At 58.9% G+C, this 16,387-nt stretch carries 22 protein-coding genes and 1 tRNA gene; 17 read left to right on the top strand and 6 right to left on the bottom strand.

The annotated features are described in order from the left end of the window. Positions 1-233: hypothetical protein (locus ABYM29_RS10935; protein WP_372864796.1), on the top strand; the 233-nt coding region annotated here is incomplete at its 5' end. A 216-nt stretch (positions 234-449) separates the two neighbouring features. Here ABYM29_RS10935 and ABYM29_RS10940 read toward each other — a convergent pair. Both ABYM29_RS10940 and folE read right to left on the bottom strand, forming a co-directional pair. Continuing rightward, on the bottom strand, positions 450-1,457 hold the full coding sequence (locus ABYM29_RS10940) for a 1-aminocyclopropane-1-carboxylate deaminase/D-cysteine desulfhydrase (RefSeq protein WP_372864797.1): 1,008 nt from the start codon (positions 1,455-1,457) through the stop codon (positions 450-452). A gap of 216 nt (positions 1,458-1,673) precedes the next feature. Continuing rightward, positions 1,674-2,213 carry a GTP cyclohydrolase I FolE gene (folE, locus tag ABYM29_RS10945; RefSeq protein ID WP_372864798.1) on the bottom strand — a complete coding sequence of 180 codons (540 nt, stop codon included), beginning with the start codon at positions 2,211-2,213 and terminating at the stop codon, positions 1,674-1,676. Positions 2,214-2,346: 133 nt separating this feature from the next. Here folE and prmB point away from each other — a divergent pair, with 133 nt between their 5' ends. The 5 genes from prmB to ABYM29_RS10970 all read left to right on the top strand — a co-directional run bounded on the left by prmB (position 2,347) and on the right by ABYM29_RS10970 (position 6,346). Next, the gene (gene prmB, locus ABYM29_RS10950) at positions 2,347-3,258 is read left to right on the top strand and encodes a 50S ribosomal protein L3 N(5)-glutamine methyltransferase (RefSeq protein WP_372864799.1); all 912 of its coding nucleotides are present in this window, start codon (positions 2,347-2,349) and stop codon (positions 3,256-3,258) included. Positions 3,259-3,367: 109 nt separating this feature from the next. Continuing rightward, positions 3,368-4,465 (top strand): chorismate synthase, encoded by a 1,098-nt coding sequence (aroC, locus tag ABYM29_RS10955; RefSeq protein WP_372864800.1) that lies wholly within the window; start codon positions 3,368-3,370, stop codon positions 4,463-4,465. A 6-nt stretch (positions 4,466-4,471) separates the two neighbouring features. After that, entirely contained in the window at positions 4,472-5,665 is a 1,194-nt protein-coding gene (locus tag ABYM29_RS10960) for an MFS transporter (RefSeq protein ID WP_372864801.1), read from the top strand. Between the two features lie 22 nt (positions 5,666-5,687). Further along, positions 5,688-6,119 (top strand): hypothetical protein, encoded by a 432-nt coding sequence (locus tag ABYM29_RS10965; RefSeq protein ID WP_372864802.1) that lies wholly within the window; start codon positions 5,688-5,690, stop codon positions 6,117-6,119. A 20-nt stretch (positions 6,120-6,139) separates the two neighbouring features. Further along, positions 6,140-6,346 carry a hypothetical protein gene (locus ABYM29_RS10970; protein WP_372864803.1) on the top strand — a complete coding sequence of 69 codons (207 nt, stop codon included), beginning with the start codon at positions 6,140-6,142 and terminating at the stop codon, positions 6,344-6,346. A 22-nt stretch (positions 6,347-6,368) separates the two neighbouring features. On the opposite strand, the gene ABYM29_RS10975 is transcribed toward ABYM29_RS10970, so the two are convergent. Beyond that, complete coding sequence (locus ABYM29_RS10975) at positions 6,369-6,887, bottom strand: glycine cleavage system protein R (RefSeq protein ID WP_372864804.1); 519 nt, start codon at positions 6,885-6,887, stop codon at positions 6,369-6,371. 105 nt (positions 6,888-6,992) lie between these two features. Here ABYM29_RS10975 and ABYM29_RS10980 point away from each other — a divergent pair, with 105 nt between their 5' ends. The 3 genes from ABYM29_RS10980 to tusA all read left to right on the top strand — a co-directional run bounded on the left by ABYM29_RS10980 (position 6,993) and on the right by tusA (position 7,860). Continuing rightward, a complete protein-coding gene (locus ABYM29_RS10980) occupies positions 6,993-7,310 on the top strand; it encodes an MTH1187 family thiamine-binding protein (protein ID WP_372864805.1) in 318 nt (105 codons plus the stop codon). Then, positions 7,310-7,531 (top strand): YheU family protein, encoded by a 222-nt coding sequence (locus ABYM29_RS10985; RefSeq protein WP_372864806.1) that lies wholly within the window; start codon positions 7,310-7,312, stop codon positions 7,529-7,531. The genes ABYM29_RS10980 and ABYM29_RS10985 overlap by 1 nt, the downstream gene beginning before the upstream one ends. A gap of 95 nt (positions 7,532-7,626) precedes the next feature. Further along, positions 7,627-7,860 (top strand): sulfurtransferase TusA, encoded by a 234-nt coding sequence (gene tusA, locus ABYM29_RS10990; protein ID WP_372864807.1) that lies wholly within the window; start codon positions 7,627-7,629, stop codon positions 7,858-7,860. Here tusA and ABYM29_RS10995 read toward each other — a convergent pair. Beyond that, the gene (locus ABYM29_RS10995; RefSeq protein ID WP_372864808.1) at positions 7,857-8,540 is read right to left on the bottom strand and encodes a hypothetical protein; all 684 of its coding nucleotides are present in this window, start codon (positions 8,538-8,540) and stop codon (positions 7,857-7,859) included. The two genes, tusA and ABYM29_RS10995, sit on opposite strands and share 4 nt — an antisense overlap. A 129-nt stretch (positions 8,541-8,669) precedes the next feature. On the opposite strand from ABYM29_RS10995, the gene ABYM29_RS11000 reads away from it, so the two are divergent. Genes ABYM29_RS11000 through ABYM29_RS11015 form a run of 4 tightly spaced genes read left to right on the top strand, consistent with a single transcriptional unit; the run spans position 8,670 to position 11,770 of the window. Then, complete coding sequence (locus tag ABYM29_RS11000) at positions 8,670-9,167, top strand: gamma-glutamylcyclotransferase family protein (protein ID WP_372864809.1); 498 nt, start codon at positions 8,670-8,672, stop codon at positions 9,165-9,167. Beyond that, the gene (locus ABYM29_RS11005) at positions 9,160-9,723 is read left to right on the top strand and encodes an elongation factor P hydroxylase (RefSeq protein ID WP_372864810.1); all 564 of its coding nucleotides are present in this window, start codon (positions 9,160-9,162) and stop codon (positions 9,721-9,723) included. The genes ABYM29_RS11000 and ABYM29_RS11005 overlap by 8 nt, the downstream gene beginning before the upstream one ends. Then, positions 9,723-10,622, top strand: a complete 900-nt coding sequence (locus tag ABYM29_RS11010; RefSeq protein WP_372864815.1) for a 5'-3' exonuclease H3TH domain-containing protein — start codon at positions 9,723-9,725, stop codon at positions 10,620-10,622. Before ABYM29_RS11005 ends, ABYM29_RS11010 begins: the two co-directional genes overlap by 1 nt. An 11-nt stretch (positions 10,623-10,633) precedes the next feature. Beyond that, positions 10,634-11,770, top strand: a complete 1,137-nt coding sequence (locus ABYM29_RS11015; protein ID WP_372864811.1) for a 4-phosphoerythronate dehydrogenase — start codon at positions 10,634-10,636, stop codon at positions 11,768-11,770. Here the strand turns inward: ABYM29_RS11015 and ABYM29_RS11020 are convergent. Next, on the bottom strand, positions 11,736-11,927 hold the full coding sequence (locus ABYM29_RS11020) for a hypothetical protein (RefSeq protein ID WP_372864812.1): 192 nt from the start codon (positions 11,925-11,927) through the stop codon (positions 11,736-11,738). The two genes, ABYM29_RS11015 and ABYM29_RS11020, sit on opposite strands and share 35 nt — an antisense overlap. 121 nt (positions 11,928-12,048) lie before the next feature. Here ABYM29_RS11020 and ABYM29_RS11025 point away from each other — a divergent pair, with 121 nt between their 5' ends. Further along, positions 12,049-13,182, top strand: a complete 1,134-nt coding sequence (locus tag ABYM29_RS11025; protein WP_372864816.1) for an ATP-NAD kinase family protein — start codon at positions 12,049-12,051, stop codon at positions 13,180-13,182. A gap of 32 nt (positions 13,183-13,214) precedes the next feature. Further along, positions 13,215-14,159 carry a class I SAM-dependent methyltransferase gene (locus tag ABYM29_RS11030; RefSeq protein ID WP_372864813.1) on the top strand — a complete coding sequence of 315 codons (945 nt, stop codon included), beginning with the start codon at positions 13,215-13,217 and terminating at the stop codon, positions 14,157-14,159. Here the strand turns inward: ABYM29_RS11030 and ABYM29_RS11035 are convergent. Next, positions 14,152-15,384, bottom strand: a complete 1,233-nt coding sequence (locus tag ABYM29_RS11035; RefSeq protein WP_372864814.1) for a pyridoxal phosphate-dependent aminotransferase — start codon at positions 15,382-15,384, stop codon at positions 14,152-14,154. The two genes, ABYM29_RS11030 and ABYM29_RS11035, sit on opposite strands and share 8 nt — an antisense overlap. A 113-nt stretch (positions 15,385-15,497) precedes the next feature. Here ABYM29_RS11035 and msrB point away from each other — a divergent pair, with 113 nt between their 5' ends. Together msrB and ABYM29_RS11045 are read left to right on the top strand one after the other, a co-directional pair. Next, positions 15,498-15,896 (top strand): peptide-methionine (R)-S-oxide reductase MsrB, encoded by a 399-nt coding sequence (msrB, locus tag ABYM29_RS11040; RefSeq protein WP_372864817.1) that lies wholly within the window; start codon positions 15,498-15,500, stop codon positions 15,894-15,896. A gap of 160 nt (positions 15,897-16,056) precedes the next feature. After that, positions 16,057-16,132, top strand: a tRNA-Glu gene (locus ABYM29_RS11045). Positions 16,133-16,387: the final 255 nt, after the last annotated feature.

The following is a 16,387-nucleotide window of genomic DNA, read 5'->3' on the forward strand; positions in this document are numbered from 1 at the left end:
AACTCACCGCCGGGCAGTGGCAGGCCGTGCTTAAAGGCATTGACGCGCCGCTGCTGTTTATCACCGCCAAACAGGGCTTTGGCCAGCAGATACTGGCCCTGACCGAGGCTAGGCCGAAAGTGTTTAGCGAGTTAGAGCTAGACGGCGATCACCACTGCCATATGGATAGCTGCGTCGAGGAAGTGGCCGAGGCGGTTGTGGGGCATTGTCTGGGCTTTGCGGGGACTAATTAGCAACAGCTCCGCTAGTTTGTGGCGCTCGCTGCCTGGTGATTGAGCACTACGTTAGTGCCCGGCAGGCATCTGACCAATTCAAGCGTATGTATGTAACCCCTATCGGATATGAGCCTTTCAGGATTCGGCCGCTGTGCAATGACGCTATCCGACTATTGGTGTCAGGGCCATTGATCAATATAAGGTCAGGTTGGAATCAATGGGGGTAGAGCCCTTTCATTCCAATTCCTCCGCAATACCCCCATCAACCGGTCGCGAATTAAAGGTGTGCCAGTACAGCTGGATGTCGGTACTTTTCTTGGTGGCGTCCAAAAACGCGGCCGCCGCTTTAGCCGTATAGGTTTGATCCAGCGTGATACCGCATTGGGCGAATGTTGCGCTGGCCCTGTCCCCGGCCTCGCTGCGCACCCCGTAGCCGTCGCCGTAGTAGTTGTCGATCAGTTTGGGCGCCGGTATTGCTGGCAGAGATAGGCCAAACTGTGACAGCTTATTGCAGGTCTGCTTCATCAGTTGATTGACAGTGGCTGGCGTACAGCTGGGGATCACACCCAGGTGGGAGGGGGCAACGCGGATACCGACGATGTCGGTTTCTAGCCCCGCCAGGGTTGCACCTATCGTTAAACCAGCAAGCGTAGCAGAGGAGCCAACGGGGACGAAAATCTGGCTTGGCGGCGGGCACTGGCCTGCGTCGATTTGCTGCTTTAATTCAACGGCCGCGTTGATAAAGCCCATAGTCCCGGCGACGTTGGAGCCGCCGGCGAAAAGAAAGTAGTGCTTGCGTGACAGGCGCTTGGGGTGGAAGTAGTAATGCCGCACCGTGTTGGCGAGTGAACCGCAAAACTTTAAGTCCGCACCGAAGTTTCGCATTCGCGCTAGGTTGTCGCGCACGGTGTTGGAGGGTGGCTGGTCAAATAACAGAACCGAACAGTGTATGCCCAGTTGCTGACACAGCATGGCCGTGGCAACGCCGTGATTGGTGCCGGTGGCGCCGAAGGTGATCACATGGTCTTTGCCGCGAGCCAGTGCATCGGCCAGGATAAATTCCAGTTTGCGGAGCTTATTGCCGCCGTATACAGCATGGGAAAGATCATCGCGTTTAATCCAGGCATTCGCGCCAATTGCGCTCAAATGCTCAACCGGTGTCGGTAGCTCCGCTAGCTGGAGCCAGGGTAGGGCATCAGACAGTTGTGGGTAAACGTCGAACAAGGGTCTTGTAGTTGTCACGTCAATCACTCGTTCTGCGGTTGCCTCAGGAATAGGGGATAGACTAACGGTTTATCCCTGAAATAGCTGGGGTAAGGTGCCCGCCGCGCTGTGAGCACGAGAGAGCGGCTATTAGTCCCTGTTGCGGCAAGTCATATGTTATTAGATAAATTGGGTGGCAATAAAAAAGGGCCATCGCGGCCCTTGTTATATGTTGCTTGTTACGCAGTGGGAGCCTTACTTAATCAGCGACATAAACTCCGCGCGAGTCGCGGCGTTGTCTTTAAACACCCCCAGCATGGCGCTGGTGCGCATAACGGAATTTTGCTTTTGTACGCCGCGCATCATCATGCACATATGGCGGGCTTCAATGATAACCGCCACGCCTTCGGCGCCGGTAACTTGTTGCACAGTATCGGCGATCTGTGTGGTCAGGCCTTCCTGAATTTGCAGGCGGCGGGCGTAGAGGTCGACGATGCGTGCGACTTTAGACAGTCCCAGTACTTTGCCATTGGGGATGTAGGCCACATGGCATTTGCCGATAAAGGGCAGCAGGTGGTGCTCGCACAACGAGTAGAGCTCGATATCAGAGACCACCACCATTTCGTTGGCGTCGGATTCAAACAGCGCGTCGTTGACGACTTCATCGACGCTGCGTCGGTAGCCTTCGGTCAGGAATTTAAAGGCTTTTGCGGCGCGCTTGGGGGTGTCGAGCAGGCCGTCACGCTCAAGGTCTTCACCAATCTGTTTGATGATCTCTTCGAATGCTTTTTCCACCGGGTTCTCTTATGTCCAGATAAACGAGGGGCAATGGTATCAGAGGCCCCGGGCTTTCCCAAGCGCCGCTGGGCAGGGCCGGGGACCCAGTGTACACTTCGCGCTGTTTATCGCTTTGTACGGGGGCCTAAACATGGGCGAGCGCGAGGATATTAGCCAACATTTGGTCAGCATTCGTGACTATATTCGCTGGGGTTTAAGCGAATTCAGTCGCGCCGGGCTGTTTTTTGGTCACGGCACCGATAACGCCTTGGACGAAGCGCGTTTGCTGGTGTTGCACGCACTGAATATGCCCTTTGACAGTCCGGATGAGTTGCTGCAGTCACGCCTGGTGCCCAGCGAGCGCCGGCGCATTGCCGAGTTGCTGCAGCGACGGATTGACGAGCGTTTGCCTGCGGCCTACCTCACTCACGAGGCCTGGTTTGCGGGCCTGTCTTTTTATGTTGATGAGCGCGTGCTGGTGCCGCGCTCGCCGATAGCGGAGTTGATCGAGAACGGTTTTGCGCCCTGGCTTGCCTGCGAGCCGCGGCGGATTCTGGATCTGTGCACTGGCAGCGCGTGTATTGGTATTGCCTGCGCCTACGCTTTTGAAAATGCCGAGGTGGATGTTGCCGATATCTCAGAGGACGCCTTGGATGTCGCGGGGATTAATATCGCCCGCCACGACTTGCAGCATCGCGTAAACCCGCGCCAATCAGACGTATTCGATAGTCTAGAGGGCAAACGCTACGATCTGATAGTGAGTAACCCGCCCTATGTCGACGCCAGAGATTTGGCAGAGATGCCCGCTGAATATCACCGAGAGCCGGCGCTCGGCCTGGCGTCGGGTGATGACGGCCTGGATTTGACCCGTCGCATTCTTCGCGAGGCCGCACAGCACCTTGAAGAGGGTGGTTTGCTAGTTGTTGAGGTGGGCAATAGCTGGGTCGCCCTGGAAGAGGCCTATCCGCAACTGGGCTTTACCTGGCTGGAGTTTGAGCGCGGCGGCCACGGGGTGTTCGCGCTCACGCGCGATCAGCTGATTGAGGCCGCTGCCAGCCTCTGACAGCGCTGCGGCTTGCCTCTGACTAAGCGGTAGCTTTCACGTATAATTCTTTCACTATTCACGGGTTGGCCCTGGCGCCGGCCGACTAGCCCCACAGCAGGATTGTTTCATGTCAGGTAACACCATCGGTAAGTTGTTCACCGTCACCACCTTTGGCGAAAGCCACGGCCTCGCCCTTGGGGCGATTATTGATGGCTGCCCGCCCGGGCTGGCACTTACTGAAAGCGACCTGCAGCGCGATTTGGATCGCCGCAAGCCGGGGACTTCCCGCTATACCACCCAGCGCCGTGAAGACGACGAGGTGAAAATCCTGTCGGGTGTGTTCGAGGGGGAGACCACCGGCACCTCCATTGGCTTGTTGATAGAGAACCGCGACCAGCGCTCCAAAGACTACAGCAAGATCAAAGACCGCTTTCGCCCGATGCACGCCGACTACAGCTACGAGCAGAAGTACGGCCAGCGCGACTATCGCGGTGGCGGTCGCTCGTCGGCGCGCGAAACCGCCATGCGGGTGGCGGCCGGTGCGGTGGCAAAAAAATACCTGGCCGAGCGCCACGGTGTACAGGTGCGCGGTTATTTGTCGCAGCTGGGGCCGATCAAGGCTGAAAAGCTCGACTGGGATATTGTTGAGCAAAATCCCTTCTTCTGCCCCGACGCGGACAAAGTGCCGGAAATGGAAACCTACATGCAGGCGCTTCGCAAGTCGGGTGACTCGGTGGGGGCCAAGATCTCTGTTGTCGCCAGCGGTGTGCCCGTGGGCTTGGGCGAGCCGGTGTTTGATCGCCTGGATGCGGATATCGCCCATGCGCTGATGGGTATTAACGCGGTGAAAGGGGTAGAGATCGGTGCCGGCTTTGACTGCGTGGATGCCCGCGGCAGTGAGCACCGCGACGAGTTAACCCCCGAGGGCTTTACCTCTAATAATGCCGGCGGCGTGCTGGGCGGGATCTCCAGCGGGCAGGATATTGTTGCCCACATGGCGCTGAAGCCGACGTCGAGTATCTTGATTCCCGGCCAGACCATTAATCAGCAGGGCGAGGCGGTGGATGTGATTACCACCGGCCGCCACGACCCCTGTGTGGGCATTCGCGCGGTGCCGATTGCCGAGGCGATGCTGGCCATTGTGCTGATGGACCATCTGTTGCGCAATCGCGGTCAGAATGCCGATGTACACTGTGACACCCCGGTGATTCCGGCGGCGCGCTAGTTCAGCATGGCGGCGCAATTGCCGTACTGGCGGCTGTCGGCCTTTTACTTTTTCTATTTTGGCCTGCTGGGCACCTGGCTGCCGTACTGGTCGCTGTATCTCAAGTCGCTGGGCTATTCCTCGGGGGAGATCGGTATTCTCTCCGCGCTGGTCATGGTTACCAAGGTACTGGCGCCCAATCTGTGGGGTTACCTCGCCGACCGCTATGACTGCCGCACGCGGATTATTCGTCTCGGTGCGCTGTTGGCGGTGGTGGCGTTTTGCGGGGTATTTGTTCGCCAGGACTTTTATTGGCTGGCTGCCGTGGTGGTGGGTTACAGCTTTTTTTGGAATGCGGTGCTGTCCCAGTTCGATGTGTTGACACTCAGTCACCTCGACGGCCAGCACGCCCGCTATTCACTGATTCGGCTGTGGGGCTCGGTGGGCTTTATCGCTGCGGTATTGGCGGTGGGAGCCTGGCTTGATCACCACCCCATTGTGCATCTGCTGTACATTATTACTGCCCTGTTGTCGGCGATCTGGCTGGGCAGTCTGTTAGTGGCCGAGAATGCCTCGGGGCTGAGTCGCGGCGACCGCAGCCCGGGTTCGCTGCTGCGTATTTTGCGCCAGCCGGCGGTGCTGGCGTTTTTTGGCACCAGTTTTCTGCTGCAGTTTTCCCACGGCCCGTATTACACTTTTTTCAGTATTTTCCTCGAGTCTCAGGGTTACAGTAAGTCGGCGACGGGCATGCTGTGGTCGCTGGGGGTGTTTGCCGAGGTGCTGTTGTTTATCGGCATGCACCATGTGCTAGGTCGGTTTAGCCTGCGCCATATTTTGCTGGTCAGTTTGCTGTTGACCGCCCTGCGCTGGTGGTTGATTGCTGAGTTCGTCAGTTCGTTGACGATATTGCTGTTTGCCCAGTGCTTGCATGCGGCCAGCTTTGGCAGCGCTCATGCGGCGGCGGTGGAAACCATTAGGCGGTTTTTCAGTGGCCACCATGGCCAGGGTATGGCGTTGTACAGCGGCTTGAGTTTTGGCGCTGGCGGCGCGCTGGGTGCGCTGTTTAGCGGCTATGCCTGGGATCTGAGTCCACGCCACTGTTTCTGGATCGCGGCGGTGGCAGCGCTGTTGGCGGCCTGGTTGGCCTGGCGCTATTTTGAGACGCCGGACACGCCTGCCGACGCCCGCAGTCGTGTCGGCGGCGCCGCTGGGGTAGACTGAAAGAAAAAACCGGAAGGACCTTATGGCTCAGGAATCTGTCGTTTACGGTTGTATTACCGACATGTTGTTTGTGCGTGATGGTATTGATTTGCTGGAGCGGCGGGAGGTCAATCAGCAAATTACCGATACCTTGCCGTCGGCGGAAGATTGGCCGCTGCTGTGCCGGGAAATGTTCGCGGTGCCGCGCCGGGCTGTGGAGTTTGGCGACTGCCAGACTGATGTGATTCACTTTGGCAGCTCCTACAAGGCGATAGAGCACGAGTGGGACGCCTGGCTGCGGCTGTTCGAAAAAATGCTGGGCAAAATGTACTGGGTGTCGGCAACGGTGCATTTGCAAACCGCCTATAGTGGCAGTCATACCTTTGTGTGGCAGGCCGATGGCGATTATCATGCGCCCGGTGATGACCCCGGTCGCCTGCGTTGCGAGTGGCTTAAAGAAGACAGTTTTGCCTGACGGCAGGAGTACAGCAGAACGTGCTTGAGTGGTTTGCAGCTTTTAAACGCTACCGGACGCCGGTGCTGGCAGTATTGGCGACGCTGATGCTGGTGTGTTCAGCGGTGTGGAGTTTTGATGTTCCCTGGCGGGAAATACTCGGTTATTTGCTGATGTGTGTACTCGGCGTGCTGGTGATCGCCAGTGCGGCGGCAGCAACGGTTTACCTGATAAAAACGCTGCGCTAGGCAGCGTCTCACTCTGACAGTTTTAGTCGATATCGATATCCACGCTTAGCTGTTCCGCTATCTCTTCCAGCGCATCTTCCAGTTCGTCGCGGTCGCAGCCGGGAGGCACGGCGGCGGTTACCCGGGCATTGAACAGGGCGTCGCCACTCATTGGCGCGCTGGTGATATTGGAGCTGAGCTCGGTGACGTTGATCTGGCGTTCCTTCAGTGCGCGGCTGACTTCGCGCACAATACCGGGGCGGTCGTTGCCGACGATGTGCAGCTGGCAAATGCCCTGTTCACTGCTCAATTCGTCAGTGGCATCGTAGTCGTTGATAATGACTTTAATGCCATCGCGCTCCAGGGCGTGTAGGGCAAGGTTCAGCGCCTCGCGCTTGTCGGCGGCCAAGCTTACTCGGCCTATGCCGGCAAACTGGCCAGCGAGCTGGGTCATCCGGCTTTCCTGCCAGCTGCCACCGGCGTCGGCAATCGCGCTGGAGAGCATTTCGACAAGACCCGGGCGATCCTGGCTGATAAAGGTAAAGACCACTGATGTATTCACGGTAAAACCCTGTATGACTAGAGACACGCAATAGCGCTAACGATACGATATCTTAGCTAACTTATCACCCGGCAGGGACGACCGCTCGGCTAGTGAGGCGACAAAATGCAGATACAGGTGGAATTTTGTGTAATACCGCTCAATGCGGGTGAGTCGCTGGCGCCCTATATCGCTGAATGCCAGCGGATTTTGACTGACAGCGGTTTGAGTCATCAGCTGCACGCCTTTGGTACCAATATCGAGGGCGAGTGGGAGGTGGTGATGGCGGCGGTAAAGCACTGTCATGCGCGCATTCATGAAATGGGGGCGCCGCGTATACACAGTCAATTAAAAATCGGCAGCCGGGTGGATCGCGAGCAGAGCTTGCAGGATAAAATCGACAGCGTGACGGCGTTGACCCAGGCGACAGACAAGAGAGTGTGATGAGTGACTATGTAGAAATTCCCTGGCAAAAGCTCAGTGAGGAGGCCTTTGCCGGTATGTTGGAAGAACTGGTGAGCCGCGATGGCACCGATTATGGCGAACAGGAGTTGAGTCAGGAAGAAAAAATCGCCCAGCTGCGCGCGTCACTGACTAGCGGCAAGGCCTTTATTGCGTTTTGCAGTGAGACGGAAAGCTGGTCGGTACTGCCCCGTCGGCCTTAGGCGGCAGGGTCAGTGGCTAATCGGGCTGGGGCAGAGCACCGGCGTCGATGACAGCGCTTGGAAGTGGATGTATAGATGACGAGTAGAAGTAGAATATGACGAGCAAGGCTGATCACAGTCTCGATACCAGTGGGCTGAGCTGCCCGGAACCGGTAATGATGCTGCACAATAAAATTCGCGATATGGCCGCAGGAGAGGTGCTGGAAATACTGGCCACCGACCCGGCGACCACCCGTGACATTCCCAAGTTTTGCAATTTTCTTGGCCATGAGCTGCTCGAAGAGCAGCACGACGGCGACCACTACCGCTACTGGGTGCGCAAGGCTTAGTGCTTGATCAGGGTGCTCAGCGCGCGGGCGCTCAAGGCGCCGCCGCTCTTGATCTGATTGGCGATGTGGTACTGGAAGTAGTAGCGCAGCCCACACGCCTCAGAGGCGGCATACAGACAGGGGTCGCCCGGTAGTACCGGTTGCTGGGTGATCTTGGCGCTGTCGGCCAGCATCGCTTGCAGGCTGCCATCGGCAAGCAGCTGCCAGCTGACAACCGGTTCCAGGCGCAGCTCGCTGTTATCAGCCATCAGGGCCGCATGGCTGCCGATCAGATCTGGAATTTCTTGAATGACACCACTGCCGGGTTGTGGCGGCTGCTCCGCAAGGCTGTCTAAGGTAATGCGTTGATGAGCCGGGATGGCGTTAAATGGCCGCTCATTGAGCGGGTCGAAATAGCCCTGGGCGAGTCCGGATTGGGCGTCGTTGAGCTCAGTGCAGCGCGCGACGCCATTGAGCCAGGGCACCATTGCCACATCGCGGCCATCGGCTTGTCTGGCCCAGCACAGAATGCGAATGGCATAGAGCTTGTCGGTAGACAGGGCGTGGTGAGCGTAGAGCAGGCAGTAGCCCTGAAATTCTGGTGACAGGGCGACAATGCGGCGTCCGGCCTCTGGCGAACGCGGTGAGGGAAAGGGCAGAATCTGCGCAGTGGGGGTCTTGCCTGGGTTACGTGCAGCCATAACGGTTCCTCACGTAGCGGAGCGGGCCATGACACTCTGTGGCGTATCGCAACCGAGCGCAACGCCGCCCCTTTCTGATAAAATTACCCCCAGTTTGTCCATTTGCCAAGTTTTTCTCGAAAGGTCCTCGTGAGCAGCCCGTATTATTTTGCCTATGGCTCGAATATGAATCCCGCGCGAATGCGCGCTCGCGGGCTGCTATTTAGCAGCGCCGAGACGGCGCGCCTGGAGGGCTATACCCTGTGTTTTAACAAGGCTGCGCACAATAATCCGGGGGTGGCCTACGCCAATGTGTTGCCCACTCACGGTGGTTGCGTAGAGGGCGTGCTCTATCGGCTGGGGGATGTTGCGGCGATCGCGCAGATGGACCACTACGAGGGCACGCCGGTGCGCTATAGCCGCGAAACGCTCACTGTGCACACGGCCGCTGGCAGTCAGCGCGCCTGGGTTTATCTGGCCAATCCGGCATATATTCGCCGCGGCCTGTTGCCGCAAAGCCGCTACCTGCAACATTTGCTGGCGGGGGCTGAGTTTTTGAGCCCGTCTTATCTGGAGTGGTTGCGCAGTCAGCCTTGTCATGCGGTTACAGAGGGCTGTGCGCAGCGGGGACTGCAATACAATGACTAGTATTGCCGCACTGGAGAACCTGGCGCTAGACCTGCGTATCGCCGGCCTGTTTGATCAGTGCTTTGCCGACAGCCATCGCTGCGTGTTGCAGGGCGGTGCCGACGAGCCGTTTTATCAGCCCGGGCGCGCTGGTCACTCGCTGAGTGTTATTTACTATCGCGAAGACTTTGCTCGCAGCGCGCTGCACGAAGTGGCGCATTGGTGCATCGCCGGTGAGGCGCGGCGTCAGCAGCCGGATTACGGTTACTGGTACGAACCCGATGGTCGCGACGCTCAGCAGCAGCGGCTGTTTGAATCGGTGGAGCGGCGTCCCCAGGCGCTGGAGTGGTTTTTTTGTCTGGCGGCGGATATCCCCTTTAGTTTGAGTATCGATAATCTCGACGGCGCGCCGCAGGACAACTTCGGTTTTGCACTGGCGGTATGGCAGCAGGCGCGCAGTTATCTGCGCGATGGCTTACCGGCTAGGGCAGCGCGTTTCCAGCAGAGCCTGGCGACGGCATTTGGCAGTGGCCAGCCATCGGCCGCGGCGCTGTCGCTTGCGGTGCTGTACCCTTGATGCGCCAGCGGCTGTATTGCCTGGATGCCTCAATTTATATTTTCCGCGCCTATTACTCGCGGCGGCCACAGTTCCTCAGCCAGGCCGGCCACGCGCTGGATGCGGTGGCGGGCTATCTTGAAACCCTGCTGGCATTTTTGCATCGTCAGCAGCCGCAGCGTTTGGTGATTGCCTTTGACGAGAGTCTCGGGCGGGGCTTTCGTGAAGCCCTATATCCGCCCTATAAATCGCGGCGCGGCCTGCCCGATGCCGAGCTCGCCTATCAGCTGCAATGTTGCCGCGCGCTGACTGAGGCGCTGGGCTTGGCCTGTTGCAGTGACGCGGAGTTTGAAGCTGACGATCTGCTGGCCAGTGCCGCGGCGGTTGCACAGGCGCAGGGGCGGCCGGTTACGGTATTGAGCCGCGATAAGGATTTGGCGCAGATATTGGTTCACAGCGATGATCAGCTGCAGGACCTCAGCGGCTCGGCGTTGAGCAAGGCGCAGTGGCAGGCGCTTAATGGTTTGGCTACCGAGCGCCTTGCCGACTATTTGGCGGTGGCCGGCGACCGCGCCGACGATATTCCGGGCCTGAGCGGGGTTGGCGAAAAAACGGCGAAGCGCATTTTTGACCGATACCACTCGCTGGAAGACATTTTTGAAAATATTGCCGAGCTTGAATCGCTGCCGGTGCGCGGCGCCTCGCGACTGGGCGAGCGCTTTACAGCGCAGCGCGAGGCGCTGTTTTTATACCGGCAGCTGAGCCGCTTGCGGGTGGATGCGCCGCTGCCGCCGCGCTGCCGGAGCGGTGTGCGCGAGGTGGTCAATCGCGATGAGCTAGTGCGCGCGACTGGCGGGTTGCCGGCGACTTATATCGACCGGCTGCTGGCGCGCTTTCCGCAGGCATTGAATTGGCAATAATGGCAGGGACAATGAAAATACTGGTCGATGAAAATGTACCGCTGGCTGAGGTCTATTTGTCTCGCTATGGGGAGGTAGAGCGCTTTGCCGGTCGCAGTTTGCAAGCCGAGCAACTCGCCGAGGCCGAAGCCCTGGTGGTGCGTTCTGTGACGCGGGTGGATGCGTCGCTGCTCGCCGGTAGTCGCATTGGCTTTGTCGGCTCGTGCACGATCGGCAGTGACCACCTCGACTTGGAATACCTGCAAAGTGCCGGCATTGAGGCGCATACCGCCCCGGGCTGTAATGCCAATTCGGTTGTTGATTATGTACTCAGTGTGATTGCGGTTTGCGGGGACCGCCTAGAGCGGCTGCTGGCCGGCGGTCGCCTGGGTATCGTGGCCTACGGCAACGTTGGCCGGGCATTGGCGTCGCGCGCAGCCGCCCTGGGTGTTGACTGTATTGCCTACGACCCATTGTTGGATCAAACAGCCGACAAGTGTTTGGCTTCGCTGGAGGCGGTATTGCAGTGCGATGTGGTCAGCGTGCACGCACCGCTCACTCGCCGTGGCAGTCACCCCAGCTACCATATGCTGAGCGCGGAGCGGCTTGCGCAGATGCCGCAGGATGCGCTGCTGATTAGCGCCGGGCGCGGCGGCGTGGTGGCGACCGAGGCACTGTTGGCGCTAAAGCAGCGGCGTCCAGATATCCGCCTGGCCTTGGATGTTTGGGAGGGTGAACCCGCGGTCGATACCGAGTTGGCGGCTTTGTGTGATATTGCCACGCCGCATATTGCCGGTTATAGCCTCGACGGCAAAATCGCCGGCACAAAAATGATCGCCGAGCGCTTGGGGGACTATCTTCGCGACCGGGGCGAAGATATCGGTAGTGTGGATATGCAGGCGGCGGCGCTGGCAACGCCGGTCATTGTACTCAAGGAAACAGGCGGTGCGGCGCTGCTGCGCGAAGCGGCGCTGGCGGTGTACGACCCGCGGGGCGACGATCGTCGTTTTCGTCAGAGTTTGTTAGCCGCTGAGCCGGCCGGTGAATTCGATTTGCTGCGCAAGCACTATCCCGAGCGGCGCGAGTTTGCGTTTTGTGACTATCGCACGGAGTCGGCGCTTAGTGCGGCGGCGCTTAGCCTGCTTGCCGCCTTGCCAGGTAGCAGATGAATTCATCGTCGCTGCCGCTAATGTTATCGAGGCAGGCGGCAACACGCGCCGGGTCGATGGGGACTTCGCGCCCTTGATCGTCGATGAGCCAGGCACCGTAGCGCTGCTCAAAGTCCTGTTGGGCGGTGCGGCTGGGAGAAGTCGTGGCTGCAGTCATGGGCGGTCCCGTTAAGATTTAGGCAAAGTATGCGAGTAAATGATGTCAGTTTTATTATTGCGCCACAGCGCATTTGCCCTGTCTCTAGGTATTCGCCGCAGGCAGGGCTGGAGTGAGTGCGATGTTTAAGCTGGGCCTGATTATCAACCCCTATGCCGGCCTTGGCGGCCCCGAGGGTTTAAAGGGCAGCGACACGTTGCCTGAGGCCATGCGCCTGGCGGTGGCGCAGGGCAGTAGTGCCAGTCGCGCGCAAGCGCGAGCGCAGCGCTGCCTGGACCTGCTCAGGCCATTGGCGGCGCAAGTTGAGGTTTACGGTTTTGCCGGGCCCATGGCCGAAGACGCCGCGCTCGCTGCGGGTTTTGGGTTTCACACGCTCGGTGAGGCGGCTGCGCCGAGCAGTGCACTGGATAGCCAGCGCGCCGCCACAGCCGCTGCGCAGGCCGGGGTTGACCTGTTGCTGTTCGTCGGCGGCGATGGCACCGCCCGGGATATTTACAGCGCCGTTGGCGAGCAGCTGCCGGTGCTGGGTTTGCCGGCGGGGGTGAAAATGCACTCGGCGGTTTATGCCATTAATCCCGAGGGCGCGGCGGAAATTTTAACGGCGTTGATTGGCGGAAAATTAGTAGAAGTTGGGCTGCAGGAGGTGCGCGATATTGATGAAGCCGCCTTCCAGCAAGGCCGGGTGCGCTCGCGCCACTACGGTGAGTTGCTGGTGCCGCGCCTCGGCGGTTTTTTGCAGCAGGTGAAGCAGGGCGGGCGCGAGGTGGAAGCGCTGGTGATTGCCGATATCGCCGATGAGTTAATGGAGCACTACGACGAAGACTGCCTGTATATCGTCGGCCCGGGCAGTACGACGACCGGCTTTATGCAGGCCTTGAATTTGCCTTACAGCCTGCTGGGTGTGGATGTGGTGCGCGGCGGCGAGTTGTTGCAGGTGGATGCCAATGCGGCGCAGATCACTGCCTTGCTCGACGCCCACGGCGGCCCTGTGCAGGTGCTGATCACCGCTATTGGCGGGCAGGGCCACATACTCGGCCGCGGCAATCAGCAATTGACCCCGGCGCTGATTCGGCGCATTGGCCGCGAGCATTTTCAGGTGTTGGCCAGCAAGAGCAAATTAACCGGGCTGGCGGGGCGGCCGCTGTTGGTCGACAGCAATGACCCCGAGCTGGACCAGCAGTGGCAGGGCTATATTCCGGTGATCTGCGGTTATCGCGATCAAGTGATGTACCGCGTCAGCGCGGCGGGGGATTAAGGCCAGTGGCCCAAGCTTTAAACGAGAGCAGTATGAGTGAATCAGCGGTCACCTGTCTGGCTGAATTTAATACGCTAAGTGATTTTAGCCAGTGGGGCGCGAAGTTGGTCGAGGGCGGCGATGCCCGGCGGCTGTTTCACGGTCGCGGTCAGTGCTATGCCGGCTATGAGTGGTTGACGGTGGATTACTTTTCACCGCTGCTGTGGTTGGTGCTGTACCGCGAGCCGCCGGCGCAATTTTGGGGCGATTTCTGCGCCGCATTGCGTCGCCAATACGGCGGTGCGGTTGCTGGCGCGGCGGTGCAACACCGCTACCGGCGCGATGCGGAGCTGCAGTGGTTGTGGGGGGAGCCGCAGACAGTGCTGCAAGCCCGTGAAGACGGCCTGAAGTTTGGCCTGCAGCTGGGCGGTCGGCAGAACATCGGCTACTTCATGGATATGCAGCCGGCCCGCCAGTGGCTGCGAACGGTGGCGCCGGGTCGGCGCGTGCTGAATTTGTTTTCCTATAGCTGCGCCTTTTCGGTGGCCGCCAGTGCGGCGGGAGCCGAGGCGGTGGTGAATATTGATATGAGTAAGGCGGCGCTGCGCAGCGGCCGTGTCAACCACGCGATGAACCCCGGGGCAGAAACCGAATTGCATTTTCTGGGGCACGATATTTTTCGCAGCTGGGGCAAGCTCAAAAAGCTGGGGCCTTACGAGGTGGTCATTTGCGATCCGCCGTCGCGCCAGGCGGGCAGTTTTGACGCTGCCAAAGATTACGGCAAGTTGCTGCGCCGCATGGACAGTTTTTGCGCGCCCGGCGCGGAGGTGTTGCTGTGTCTGAATTCGCCGTGGCTGGGTGAGGCGTTTTTGCGCGACTGCGCCGCTGAGCACTGGCCGGCAGGGCAGTTTTGCGAGCGCTTGGCAGGCCGTGAAGACTTTCCCGAGCGCGATGCCGATGCCGCGCTCAAGGTGTTGAGATACCGCGCGCCTAGCTGACGGCGCGCAGTTTTTTGCGGTAGCCCTGCAGGAAGCGCGCGAAGCGCTCAATTGCATCGGCCAGATCCAGTTTGTTCGGCAGGAAGACAATACGCAGATGGTCGGCGGCGCCCCAGTTAAAGCCACTGCCCTGTACCAGCAGAATCTTTTCCTGGTTGAGCAGGTCGAGCACCAGCTGTTCGTCATTGGCGACGGGGTAGACCTCGGGGTCCAGGCGCGGGAACATATAGATCGCACCGGCCGGTTTGGTACAGCTTACGCCGGGAATGTCGTTGAGCATTTTCCAGGCGAGGTCGCGCTGTTCGAGCAGGCGGCCGCCGGGCAAGATTAATTCATTAATACTTTGATAGCCGCCGAGGGCCGTTTGAATGGCGTGTTGGGCCGGCACATTGGCGCATAGCCGCATCGACGACAGTATGTCCAAGCCCTCTATATAGTCTTTGGCGCGATCCTTGGCGCCGGAGACAATCATCCAGCCGCTGCGGAAGCCGGCCAAGCGATAGGCCTTCGACAAGCCGTTAAAGGTCAGGCAGAGCACATCCCTGCTGATACTTCCCAGCGGGATATGCACGGCGTCGTCGTAGAGAATTTTGCTGTAAATCTCGTCGGCAAAGATCACCAGTTCATACTCTTCGGCGATGGCGACCAGCGCCTCCAGCATCTCGCGGCTGTAGACCGCGCCGGTGGGATTGTTGGGATTGATAATGACAATCGCCCGGGTTTTATCGGTGATTTTGCTGCGAATGTCTTCCAGCGAGGGCTGCCAGTCGTTGTCTTCTTCGCAGAGATAGTGCACCGGCTTGGCGCCACTCAGTGATACCACCGCGGTCCACAGCGGGTAGTCAGGGGAGGGAATTAGCACCTCGTCGCCGATGTTGAGCAGCGCCTGGGTGGCCATGGTAATCAGCTCGCTGCAGCCGTTGCCCAGGTAAATGTCATTGATTTCCACGCCGGGGATACCAATTTTCTGGCACTCTTGCATTACGGCTTTGCGCGCCGAATACAGTCCTTTTGAGTCGCTGTAGCCCTCGCTCTCGGGCAGCATGCGAATGACATCCTGGATGATTTCTTCGGGGGCATTAAATCCAAAGGGTGCCGGGTTGCCGATGTTGAGCTTGAGGATGCGGTAGCCTTCTTCCTCCAGTTCGTTGGCGCGGCGCAGCACGGGCCCGCGAATGTCGTAGCAGACGTCCTGGAGTTTGCTGGATTTGTAATAGTTGCTCATGGCAGTCTTCTAAATATGGGTGGCGATCGTCACCGCAGTATGTTTTATCGCGGGTGCGACAGTATTTTGTCCCTAGTATACGTGCTCAATCGCACCCAGGTGGAGGGTAAATGATGGAAAAAATCGTGAAAACCGCGCAGCAGTGGCGGGAACTGCTCGGCCCGGAGGCCTATCAGGTGTGCAGGGAAAAGGGTACCGAGCGCGCTTTTAGTGGCGAGTACTACCACGAGAAGGCGGCGGGCACCTACCGCTGTCGTTGCTGCGAGGCGGCGCTGTTCAGCTCTGAATGCAAGTATGACTCGGGTTCTGGGTGGCCGAGTTTTTATCAGCCGACGGCGAGCGAGGCGGTGGCGGTGCACCGCGATACCAGTCACGGCATGGTGCGCGATGAGGTAAGGTGCGCGCGCTGCGATGCGCATTTGGGCCATGTTTTCGCCGATGGGCCGCCGCCGACGGGACTGCGTTATTGCATAAATTCGCTGTCATTAAGCCTCGATAAATCAGTAACTTGACGAATTTCTGCGCAGCTTGAGTGAAAAGTGGGCAAATTCGCGGGAAATTTGAATTATTTTACTTTTCAGCGCGATTCCGACTTGACGGCGGGGGGTTGGCTCCCTAAAATTCGCGCCACTTTCAGGCAACAAGTGACTCGAAGTCTGGAAGGTTTGCGGCGTCCCCTTCGTCTAGTGGCCTAGGACACTGCCCTTTCACGGCAGTAACAGGGGTTCGAGTCCCCTAGGGGACGCCAATTAATTTTGCTTGGTAGCGTTGCAGCTGCCAAGCAGGGAAGGAAAAACCGGCCGTTTTTCCTTTCGCCAGAACGCGGTGATAGCAGCGTTTGCAGTCTTGACGAGGTCAACTGCAATCTCTAAAATTGCCGCCTCTTTTGAGCAGTCGAGACCTTAGGGTTTAGGTGGCTTGAAAGGTTTGCGGCGTCCCCTTCGTCTAGTGGCCTAGGACACTGCCCTTTCACGGCAGTAACAGGGGTTCGAGTCCCCTAGGG

The sequence above is a fragment of the Spongiibacter sp. genome, from assembly GCF_041602295.1.
Taxonomy (GTDB): Bacteria; Pseudomonadota; Gammaproteobacteria; order Pseudomonadales; family Spongiibacteraceae; genus Spongiibacter.